We start from the raw sequence: 11,698 nt of genomic DNA on the forward strand, positions 1-11,698 counted from the left end.
CCTTCCTTAGGATATTACTTGTTAACTTTTTTGGTTCGCGTTGGTGCATAGAAATGAAGCTGGGCGCAATTGTGGCAACTTGGAAAATTTTCGAATATTTCGTGGCATTGCACTCCGGATACACAAGATATCGCATTGATACTTGGGAATGTGTTATCCAACCATTGGATGGACGAAGGACTTGGAATGCTCTACGACTGCCTCGCCAGCAAAAAAGAAATTCGGGTTTCAGGCAGATTTGCGCTGGTCAACAGGAGGCGTTCTTATGGCAGAGCAGCAACAAATTTCAGTACAAGAAGCATACGCCCGCGCGATGTCGCATTATGGACAAGCGCAGTATAAGCAAGCCGTCGGCCTGTTATCCGAAATCGTCAAAGCTGCACCTGGACATGCAGACTCACACCATTTGCTGGGCCTCATTGCTTTTCAGACAGCACAAACAGATCCCGCTGTGAAGGCCGTCGGGCGGGCCGTTGAATTGCAGCCAGAGAACGTTAATTTTCTAACCAATTTCACTGAAATCCTGCGTACAGCCGGGCAATTGCACCGGGCCCGCGCGACCGGCGAGCGAGCGGTACGGTTGGCCCCCGGCCACGCTGCGGCCCATTCGAATCTGGGGCTTGTCCACTACGATCTTAAAGAGCTGGACCTCGCCCGAGTTGCGCAGGAACGCGCGCTTGCGCTGTCACCCGACTTTGACCGGGCTCTTAATAACTTGGGTAGCATCGCGCGCGATCAGGGCGATCGCGAAAAGGCCGCTTACCTGTATCAACAAGCGCTGCGGATCAACCCTGACTCGTCTGAAACCGCAAACAACTTGATCTCGGTTCTGATCGAAGCCGAGAACATCGCAGCAGCCCGGTCGGTTGCGGAATTCCATGCCAAAAGCGCGCCGCGCGATGCGGAACTGCACCGCAACTTTGGTCGGATATTCATGTTGGAATATGATTTGGACCAGTCGGAAAACGCGTTCCGCAATGCGATTTCTCTGAACAGCAAAAAAGCAGAAAGTTACGTGGGCTTGTCTCAGGTACTATTCGAAAAAAACCATCCGAAACTGGCTCTTATCGAAGCAGAACACGCTCTGCGTCTTGAGCCCGAGAATGCTTCGGTCTGCCACCAGATGGCGCTGGTCAAGGCGCATTTGGGTGACACCGAGTCAGCGCAGGCATTTTACACCAAAGCGATTGAAATCAAACCCGAACTGACGGCAAGCCGACTAGCCCTTGGGCACCTAGCCATGGAACAGGGCGATTTCAACTTGGCGCGCCAATTATTCAACACGGCAGCAGCCTCAGCCGACGACCCTCTCAGCGCTCAGATCGCACTGGCACGGCTGGACAAGATAACCGTAGACAGTCCGGTTTTTCAGGCGCTTGAAGCCGCATTGCCCTCGGCCGAACAGATGCTGCCCCAAAAAGCTGTTTCCTATCGTTTTGCCCTGGGTGATTGCTACGAAAAACTGAAACGCCATGACGAAGCTTTTGAGCAGTTCAAAATAGGTGCAGATCTCAAACGGTCTCTGATTACATACGACCCGGCTGAGGCGGACAAGCTTACAGAGGATCTGATTTCAACTTTTAGTCCAGAAATGATCAAGCGGCTGCGCCAACATGCGATTCCTAGCGAAAAACCTGTATTCGTCGTCGGCATGCCGCGCTCGGGAACAACGTTGACGGAGTCCATTCTTGACGCGCACCCGAAAGTATTCGGTGCCGGAGAACTGAATGATCTGCATAGCATCTTCGGTCGCACGAGCGATGGTTGCACGAGCATACCGCATGCAATGTCGTCTTCGTCCGGCGATCAGCTTGCAAGACGGGCCGAGGATTATGTTTCTGTTCTTTCGCGTCTCGGCGGTGACGCCCCGCACGTAGTAGACAAAATGCCTGCAAACTTTCAGATGATCGGTCTGATTCATGGTTTGATGCCAAACGCACGGATCGTCCACATCACCCGAGACCCCTTGGACATCTGCCTGTCTTGCTACACCCGATTGTTCGAACGCAGCCAATTGCACAGCTATGATCTGGTCGAGCTTGGAAACTATTACAATAACTATGCCCGAATTATGAAGCATTGGCACGACACTCTACCGCAAGGGGCATTCCACTCGATCCGGTATGAAGAGTTGGTAGATGATATCGACACGGTCGCGCGAGGCATCATCGACTATTGTGGGTTGGACTGGACCGAGGATTGTCTTGAGTTCTATTCTGGAAAACGCCGCGTTCGTACGGCAAGCGTCCATCAGGTCCGCCAGCCACTTTATGCTACGTCAATAGAGAAATGGCGCCGGTTCGAGAAGCATTTGCAACCGCTCATCGACACAATCGATAGCGATCTGGTTCAATCAATTCTGCGGTGACACTGTTCTGACTAAATCATAAAAGTGCCTGGGTAACTTCATGCCGAGTACTTTCGCGTCTCATAGTCCGATGATGCTGGCAAGAGTGAGGTGAATTAGACATCAAGAGCAGGCCGTCTGAGGTCGGCGCCTAAAGGACAGATTTTTAGTTTTGAGCGACGGAGGCTTTCTGGTTCATCGGGGCCTACACATCTCAACCTGCCAATTCGCCCGGAGTGTCAGTGACCGCGCGACCTGGATTTGGCTGGAGGCGAGCGCCTGGACAGCAAATTCGCCTAACATCGGTCAAAGTGACGATTAACGAACCAATGTGCATGGTGCGTATTTCTCTGCTCGGCCGACCCGGAATTGGAGAAAGTCATGACAAATGAAATCAAAATTACCCGGATGACACAACCGGGGGCAGGATCAGTGAAATCCTGGCTTGTCGAAGACAAGTCGGGTGTGTTCTGATTGATGCGCAGCGGACCTTGTCCGCTGGACGGGAGGTCGTTGCAGCCACACAAGCCATCGATAAACCGCTCAGGGCCGTGCTCATCACGCACTCACACCCGGACCGTTTCGGCGGATTGGCCACTGTGCTTGAGGCATTTCCGGGCACCCCGGTTTATGCGTCGCCACAAACGCAAAAGGTCATTGAAACAGATTCAATCGGACTTCAGGTCGCAACGCGCAATGCTATCCCGCAGGACAACCCGCGAGAGTTTCCTGCGCCCGATCATACGTTTTCGGATGGAGCGACACTCATGTTGGGCACAATTGAGCTCGTCGTACCCGAAATCGGACCAAGTGAATCCGAAGCGATGAGCATGTTCTATGCACCAGGTGTCAACGCGCTTTTTTCCGGCGATCTAGTCGCTAACGATATGACCAGTTTTGTGTTTGAAGGCCGCTCTTCCGCCTGGATTGCGCAGATCGACCGGATCGCTACGTCGTATCAAGCAGCAGAGCCCAGGATCTATCCTGGCCACGGTGACGCGGGATCATTCATCTCACTTTTGGGCGATCAGCCGCAATGGTTGGTCGATCTCAGAGAAATGACTGGAGCCCGCATTGCGGATGGAAAGCTCTCGGATGAAGATATTGAAAATATCAAGAAAGCGTTTGAAGCGCAGTACCAAGACCGACAGATCGTCGCAGAAATCCCGACCCTGTTGGCGCTGAACATACAGGCTGTTGCCGAAGAACTCAGAGAAGAAACGGGACCTTAGTTTTGTGTGCTTACCGTTCATTTCCGGAGGGCTTCCCCTTTTAGGCACCAATCATTGTCTCTCTGTGCCGAACACAGCGACAGGTTCGGCCAGACCACTGATTTCACTTGAACCAAAGCTTTGCAGTCGATCGGTTTCCGACAGCGTGTCATAGGTTGCGGGGTCTAAAAGAGTCGCTGCACTGAGCGATTTGCATTTGGCCTCTAACCTAGCTGCAAGATTAACGGGATCTCCGTACACCGTGAAAGACTGACGTGTGTCTGACCCAATCGTGCCTGTGACGAGCTCTCCGCTGGCAATACCTATACGGATTGAAAACCCATGCCTTGCGGCGGTCGCGTGCAAGGCTTCTGCAGTTCTTTTCGCAGCGTCCGCGGGCGTTTCTACTTTGACCGGTGCGTTATATGTGACAAGAAAACCATCGCCGAGGTAGGAGATCACGATCCCATTTTCGGCTGAAACATCCTGCGTCGCGTCCGTGAGAAAGACATCCAGACGTTTGATCACTTCGTCCGGAGAGTGTTGCGAGGAAAATCTTGTAAACTCTGCAATGTCCATCACTAGTGCCGTACCAAATGATTTCTGGGGTCCTAGCGGAGCGACGTTGTCAATGAGCCTCTGCGCAATTTCCTCCGGCAAGTATTTGCCTAGAAGATCCGAAACATGTTGTCTTTTCGCCCGTTCGCGACTGCGCAGCAGATCAGCTTCAACTTGCGCAAAGAAGATTGCTCGGCCCCTGAATACAGCAACTGCTAATATGCATGTTGCAAACAGCAGCATTCCGGTTTCCTCGATGCGATTGCCACGACCAATGAAGTCAATGGAAAGAAACACAGCCTCATAGGTTTCGCGGGTGGCCATCGCAGACATATCTGCCCATGACAGCGTCCGCTCCATCGGCAACGTGACCCAAATGAATGCCGCCCACCATCCAAGCACGCAAAGGCCGCCGGTCCAGAGCACAAGACGCCAGGAAAGGCTGAGGCACGATAAAGCGACAATCGGAAAGAGGTAGTATATTCCATAAGCGCGGAACGCGATGATCTGCGGCACGTCGTCGGCCCTGCTGATGGGGACGAGCGCAAAAAGTGAACAGATCGCCAGTGAATCCAGTGCGTAAACGGCATACTTGATCCAGGCCCTGTCATAGCTGGTGCCAATCAACACGAGATGGGCGACGCCAATTGCGGTGAACGCGAATAACACGAAAGTCGTGACTTGGCGTGTACTGAACTCAGGAAACAATAATGTTGACCCCAAGTACCAGAAAAACGCTGCAGCGGTAATGAAGGTGCGACAGGCAATCGCCAGGCGTAGTCCGCGCTGTTCGGCCTTTGTGAGTCTTCTTTCGGCCTCCATTGCGAATTTTTGCGCGTCGATTTCGGTCAAATCTGGCTCCGCCGAATGGGAGTTATATCAAATACTGCCATCACAGGTCACCGAGGCTATTGTTTCTGGTTTGAACGACATCCAAATATCTCGTTACTGGAATTTCCGGCCTTCCTGACCAACTTGAGAAAACGGCGATAACTCGCACCCATTTTGACCCAACATCCTCTGAGGACAAAAACAATCTAGCAAAAAACCGGCGTTAGTCTTGACCGTGTTGACGAAGAAATGCCTCTGTCTGCTTTTGAACGAGCTAGTCATGGAATTGCAACGAAGTAGCCTTTATGCGGAGAAAAAATATCTAGTCATGCAAATACTCCCATACTTGAGAGATCACGACAGATCCTTCACCCACCGCAGAGGCCACGCGCTTGACCGACCCTGCGCGTACATCGCCTACGGCAAAAATCCCGGGACAAGACGTTGCGAAAGATGATCCGGCGTTGGCCTCGTTGCCCGTAACTACAAAGCCGCGTGCGTCCAGTTGGCAGCTCAGCGACAGCCATTCAGTGTTGGGCGCAGCCCCAACCATGATAAAGGCGGCGCTGCAGTCGAGTGGCCAGTCTGATCCGTCACGCTCAATGATGACCCTGGACATGGCTTCTTCCCCGAGGAGTGTCTTTAGCTGGGACTTGTAGTGGATGGTGACCGCCGGATCCGCCTCTAACCTTGACAGCAGGTAATCGGACATCGATGCAGCCAAGCTGTCTCCTCGCACCAGCACATGGACATGTTTTGCTGATCGCGACAGGTACATCGCTGCCTGCCCCGCAGAGTTTCCGCCCCCAACCACGACGACATCGGTGCCCTTGCAATAGCGCGCTTCCATCTCGGTCGCGGCATAGTAGATGCCCAAACCCTCAAAGTCCTTCAGTCTGTCCAACGGCAGACGCCGGTACTGGACCCCCGTGGCGACTACTACCGAGCGTGTCCTTAGCTTTTGCCCATCATCCAGCGTTACACAAAACACGCCATCGGATTGACGTCGCAACTGAGTGGCCCGCTTTGGGCGAACAAATCGGGTGCCAAACTTCATGGCTTGGACCTCCCCTCGCCATACAAGGTCGGCACCCGATATGCCTGTAGGAAAGCCCATGTAATTCTCGATCCGACTGGATGTCCCAGCCTGTCCCCCAACCGCCAGGTCCTCGACAACAATCGCAGACAGCCCTTCCGCGCCAGCGTAGACCGCAGCCGCGACCCCGGCCGGACCACCTCCAACAACCAAAACATCTATGACCTCTCGACAATCGTAAGACTGTTCGAGCCCGAGCAATCGGGCGACTTTGGCTGGAGTCGGGTTGTCGACCACCAGGCTGTCGCCAAAGATTACCGCCGGCTGATGGCCTGTCAGGTGACAGGCCTGCGCGACCTTACATGCAGTCTCAGAACCCAGATCCATCGTTTGGAACGGAATCTTGTTTCGGATAGCAAACTCTTCGATTTGACGGATATTGCGACTCAGGTCAGCGCCAATCAGTTTCAAAGAGCTGTCGTTGTCTTCGATTTGACGTCGGCGACGTGCGGAAAAGACAGTGATGATGATATCTGACATTTCCGGAATGCGCGACATTGCATCCAGCATCTTCTCGCGCGGCACAGAGATAGCGTGCGTGTCCTCTCGCGCCCGCATCGGCAGCGAGTAAACCCCGCCGCTGAGAAACGCGATTTCTCCCAGAAACTGCGTCGGCCCAAGAGACGTCGGTAGGTAAGCCTCACGCGTTTGTGGATCAATTACCTCAACCCGACCGGTCACAATGTAGATAAAGTGGTCCATAGGATCGCCAACCTCAGCGATCATTTGGCCTGACTCAAAACCCACTTCAGTGCCTAGTGCTTTCAAGGTTTCGACATGGCTCTGGTGCAAAGGCGTTCGCGTCATTTCGCGAAGATCGGCAGCTAGGCTTTCCATGTGCAGTTCTCCTAATGATCGGCGCTGTTACAAGACCTAGCGGCTATTTCGAGATTTTCACCCATTCACTCTGCACTAACGCTTCCGCCAGAGACCTGCGGACGTTTGTATCCTGCTTCCCGCGCACTGAACGTTTCAAATGCGTCTGTCACTGCACCATTGGCTTACGTCGTGGCTTGTCGCATCGGGAATAGCGTGCGCATGGCAACGTAGAAAACAGGTGTAAAGAACAGCCCGAGCAGAGTTACGCCGGACATGCCAAAAAACACCGCCGTTCCAAGCGCCTGTCGCATCTCAGAACCGGGGCCGACTGCGATCATCAAGGGCACAACGCCGAGAATGAACGCGAATGCAGTCATCAGTATTGGCCGCAAGCGCAATTGGCTGGCTTCGACGGCGGCATCAATAGCTGACAACCCACGTTCTTCCTGCGCTTGTTTGGCGAACTCCACGATAAGAATGGCATTCTTTGCGGCAAGCCCCACAAGAACAATCAATCCAACCTGCGTTAGAATATTGTTGTCCATACCTCGAAACATCACCCCCAGCATCGCGCCTAAAACAGCGAGAGGTACGATCAAAATAATGACCATCGGAAGCGTCCAGCTTTCGTAGAGCGCGGCGAGAAACAGAAAGGCAAACAGCACCGAAAAGGCGAATATGTATGCTGCCGTATTGCCCTGATTGCGTTCCTGAAGGGCGAGTTCGGTCCACTCGTATTCCAGACCGGGTGGCATGACTGCCTCTGCAAGGGCTTCCATTTCAAGCAATGCCTGCCCCGTCGACACACCGGGCGCTGGCGACCCCTGAACCGGCACAGACACCTGTTGATTGTAGCGCTGAACCAAGGCGGGGCCGGCGGTTTCACGGACGGTAACTAGGGTGCCCAACGGAACCAAGGCTCCTGTTGCGGAACGAACTCGCAGACTTCGAATATCACTTTGGTTCAGACGGAATGGTTCGTCCGCTTGCGCGCGCACCTGAAAAAGACGCCCGAAAGCATTAAAGTCGTTCACATAGGCAGACCCGAGGTTGATTGAGAGTGCTTCGAATATCTCACCAATCGGGACGTTGAGCATTTGCGCCCGAACGCGATTGATCTCAAGATAAAGCTGCGGTGATCCTGAGGAAAAGGTTGTGAACACGCCCTGAACCTTATCCGACTGGCTGGCGCTGCCCATGATGGCATAGGCGGATTGCAACACGCGGGACATGTCCGCGCTTTCAAGTTCCTGAAGCTGAAGCTTGAATCCGCCACCAGTACCAACCCCGCGGACAGCCGGGGGCGCAATGGCTATGATAAAGGCTTCGCGCAGGGCCTGCATCCGGCCAAAAAGCTGGCCCACAATGGCACCAGCAGTCAGCCCGCTTTCCTGCCGGTCATCAAAACTCTCAAAGGTAGTGAAAATCACACCTTGATTGCTTGCATTGGTAAAGGTCGCTCCGGAAAAGCCCGCAAATGCTACTGCGTTTGTGACCCCAGGTGTTTCCAATGCTATCTCAGTTGCTTGCCTGATGATATCGTCGGTCCGGTCCAGTGCTGCACCGTCTGGCAGTTGCACCACGACGATGGCGTATCCCTGGTCCATTTCCGGGATGAACCCGGTCGGCACCTTGGTCGTGATCCAGTATGTTCCGCCCATCAATCCGGCAAATACCAAAAGGAAGATGCTGCGCATCCCAGTTGTACTGGACAATACCCGCACGCCCTGACCATAGGCGGACGCCAACGCATCAAACCCCCTATTGAACCCATTGCTGATCGGTTCGGTGACAAAGGCCAGCGGGTTTCGTGTTGGTGCACTGGAGTTTGGCCTCAAGATCACAGCAGCCATCGCCGGTGAAAGGCTGAGTGAGTTGACGGTCGAAATAATTGTTGCGACGGAAATAGTCACAGCAAATTGCCTGTAGAATTGTCCGGTAATGCCGGGAACCAAAGCGGCCGGCACAAAGACCGCGATCAGAACCAGTGTCGTCCCGATGATCGCATTTTGCACCTCGTCCATGGTGCGCGCAGACGCATCCCTAGGAGACATCCCATTTTTGATGTTTCGTTCGACGTTTTCGACGACGACAATCGCATCATCTACTACAATTCCTATAGCGAGAATGAGCCCGAAAAGCGTCAGCAAGTTCAACGAGTACCCAAGCACCAGCATCACAGCAAATGCCCCAATAAGCGATACCGGAATGGCGATCAACGGTATGATGGCCGTTCGCCAGCTCTGAAGAAAAACAACGATAACGACAACAACCAGCAATACCGCTTCGAACAAAGTTCTATAGACTGCGTTCACCGAGGTTTCGATGAATTCTGTAGGGTTGTAGACCACCTGATATTCAAGCCCGGATGGGAAATCCTGAGACAGCTCTTCGACAACGGCCAAAATCTCATCCGCCGAAGCCAATGCGTTCGAGCCCGGTCGCTGAAAAATACCGAGCGCCACGGCTGGTTTGTTGTTCAGGTACGAGTTGGTCACGTAAGAGCGCGCACCGATTTCAACCCGCGCCACGTCCCTGACCCGAACGACGCGCCCGTCGTCAGTCGACTTGACGATAACGCGACCGAACTGGCGTGGATCTTCCAATCGCCCTTGCGTTGTGAGCGTCACTTGAAAGGCGCTGCCCGTCGCATTGGGTGGCGATCCCAGCGACCCGCCCGAAACCTGTACGTTTTGTTCGCGGAGCGCCGCGACGACATCTCCGGACGTCAGCCCTAGTGATCCAAGCCGATCCGGGTCCAACCAGACGCGCGCCGAAAACTCTCGCTCGCCGAAAATAATCAGATCGCCAACACCATCAAGACGCACAAGGCGATCTCTGACACGCGAACGGGCGTAGTTGGATACATAAAGCTGGTCAAAGGTCTCATCGGGCGAGAGCATATGGATGACCATCATGAGATCGGGTGAAGACTTGTTAGTCGTGACGCCGAGCGCTCTAACCTCCTGTGGAAGGCGCGGTTCAGCGATAGAAACGCGGTTCTGGACAAGAACCTGGGCAGCGTCAAGATTGGTGCCCAGTTCAAACGTAATCGTCAGCGACATAGACCCGTCAGCCGTCGAGTATGACGACATGTAGAGCATGCCCTCAACACCGTTAATCTCTTGTTCAAGAGGTGTCGCGACCGTGGCGGCGATTGTTTCAGCGTCCGCTCCGGGATAACTCGCCCTGACCACAATCGATGGAGGGGCAATTTCCGGGTACTGCTCAACTGGAAGTTCGAAATACGCGATCAACCCAACGATGGTTGTTACAACCGCGACCACAATCGCAAAGATGGGGCGGGTGACAAAAAAACGTCCCATATCAGTTTTCTGCGACCAGCGGCAGTTCGATCAATTCCGCGGCAACGACACTGCCCGGGCGGGCGCGAACAAGACCTTCGATCACCAGCGTCTCTGACCCATCCAAACCTTCACGCACGACCCTGTAACCGTCAATTCTGGGGCCCGGTCGGATTTCCTTTGGTATGACGTTGCCTTCAGCATCCACTGTCATCACCAGTCTCCGGTTCTGATCCGAAGCAATCGCCTCATCCGGGATCAGGATGCCCTCATAGGGAAGCGACCCCGGAACATTGACGCGTCCGAACAAACCGGGTGTCAAAAGCTCATCCGGGTTGCGCAGAACCGCGCGTACGCGCATGGTTCCGGTTTCGTCGTCAATGCGATTTTCAGAGAAATCCAGTATTCCGTTCTGGGGCGGTATACTTCGGTCAGCCACTGTGACCTGAACTTGAAGGTTGTCCGCGCCTTCTTGCAAAACGGAACCCCGCGCACGAGCGTCCCTCGCATATGCTAGAAAATAACGTTCATCTATGTCGAAATAAAAATAGATCGGGTCGGTCGAGACGATCGATGTCAACAGGGTGTCTTGGGCGATGATCAGGTTTCCAGGATCAACCCGAGCCTGGTCGATGCGCCCCGACATTGGAGCACGGATTTCCGAGTACTCCAGATCAAGTTCGGCCAATTCCAGTGCAGCGCGTGCTTGTTCCAACGCGCCTTGCGCCGCGAGAAACGCTTCGCGACGTTGGTCCACCACGCTCTCTGCGATGTTACCGTTTCTGATCAAAGTCTCGGCGCGTTCGAGTTGATCCGTCGTGAAGGCGCTTGTGGCTTCAGCAATACTGATCTGCGCCCGGGCTTGTCTCAAAGCAGTGCGAAATTGGCGCTGGTCAATCGTAAAAAGCAACTGACCCTCTTCGACGAGACTTCCGTCCTTGAAATGCACCTGGTCAAGAAAACCAGAAACCCGCGCTCGGATATCTACGTCAGCCGCAGCACCAAAGCGACCGACAAATTCATCATCTTCCACTATGGGCTTCACAACCGGTTTAGCGACTGTCACGGGTGGAGGACCCTGCTGAGCCGTAAGAACGCCGGAGAGGACGATCAAAAGAACAGTGGCGATTGGAAAAACTCTAATGCTCATCTTCATGCCCCCGAGGTTGACGATGAATTAAGGCCAAATCTGCCATCGAAAACTTTAGTGTCATCTAGCATAAAGGGTCTAGTTCGTTTGACGTTGGTGATCTGTTTGCTAAATTTTTAGATCGCATGAAGCATACTGCGACTAATTTATGTGCAGTAAGCGAATATTAGGTCCAGCCCAGACCGGATCTTAGCCCGGATCCTGAAATGCAGCGGGCGCAGCCCGCTTTGCGGACACTTACGGCAAGTGTAAAGTAAGAACCTGGTTGAACTCCCAGTAGCTCCACTTGGCTAGAGACCATGCAACATCTGGATAGCGCCGCCTAGTCTACCCGGCGCCGGAATTCGGACTCAAATACACCGAAAGTATTGGCATTCGCGA

The 11,698-nt window shown here is 53.7% G+C and carries 6 protein-coding genes; 2 read left to right on the forward strand and 4 right to left on the reverse strand.

Annotation, left to right across the window (positions count from 1 at the left end; all coding sequences use genetic code 11):
* The first annotated feature begins 265 nt into the window (after positions 1-265).
* On the forward strand, positions 266-2,368 hold the full coding sequence (locus ACR0D8_RS08910; RefSeq protein ID WP_480645803.1) for a sulfotransferase: 2,103 nt from the start codon (positions 266-268) through the stop codon (positions 2,366-2,368).
* A gap of 470 nt (positions 2,369-2,838) precedes the next feature.
* Complete coding sequence (locus tag ACR0D8_RS08915) at positions 2,839-3,579, forward strand: MBL fold metallo-hydrolase (RefSeq protein WP_480645804.1); 741 nt, start codon at positions 2,839-2,841, stop codon at positions 3,577-3,579.
* A 51-nt stretch (positions 3,580-3,630) separates the two neighbouring features.
* Here ACR0D8_RS08915 and ACR0D8_RS08920 read toward each other — a convergent pair whose 3' ends face one another.
* The 4 genes from ACR0D8_RS08920 to ACR0D8_RS08935 all read right to left on the reverse strand — a co-directional run bounded on the left by ACR0D8_RS08920 (position 3,631) and on the right by ACR0D8_RS08935 (position 11,323).
* Entirely contained in the window at positions 3,631-4,968 is a 1,338-nt protein-coding gene (locus ACR0D8_RS08920; RefSeq protein ID WP_480645805.1) for an adenylate/guanylate cyclase domain-containing protein, read from the reverse strand.
* Between the two features lie 301 nt (positions 4,969-5,269).
* A complete protein-coding gene (locus ACR0D8_RS08925; RefSeq protein ID WP_480645806.1) occupies positions 5,270-6,880 on the reverse strand; it encodes an FAD-dependent oxidoreductase in 1,611 nt (536 codons plus the stop codon).
* A gap of 164 nt (positions 6,881-7,044) precedes the next feature.
* A complete protein-coding gene (locus ACR0D8_RS08930; protein WP_480645807.1) occupies positions 7,045-10,188 on the reverse strand; it encodes an efflux RND transporter permease subunit in 3,144 nt (1,047 codons plus the stop codon).
* Position 10,189: 1 nt separating this feature from the next.
* Positions 10,190-11,323 (reverse strand): efflux RND transporter periplasmic adaptor subunit, encoded by a 1,134-nt coding sequence (locus ACR0D8_RS08935; RefSeq protein ID WP_480645808.1) that lies wholly within the window; start codon positions 11,321-11,323, stop codon positions 10,190-10,192.
* Between the last annotated feature and the right edge of the window lie 375 nt (positions 11,324-11,698).

This window comes from Ruegeria sp. BG10, assembly GCF_056538575.1.

What these genes read in the sequence shown, in the direction of transcription:
- ACR0D8_RS08935 (WP_480645808.1), bottom strand. Translation starts at nt 11,323, where the DNA reads ATGAAGATGAGCATTAGAGTTTTTCCAATCGCCACTGTTCTTTTGATC.
- ACR0D8_RS08925 (WP_480645806.1), bottom strand. Translation starts at nt 6,880, where the DNA reads ATGGAAAGCCTAGCTGCCGATCTTCGCGAAATGACGCGAACGCCTTTG.
- ACR0D8_RS08930 (WP_480645807.1), bottom strand. Translation starts at nt 10,188, where the DNA reads ATGGGACGTTTTTTTGTCACCCGCCCCATCTTTGCGATTGTGGTCGCG.
- ACR0D8_RS08910 (WP_480645803.1), top strand. Translation starts at nt 266, where the DNA reads ATGGCAGAGCAGCAACAAATTTCAGTACAAGAAGCATACGCCCGCGCG.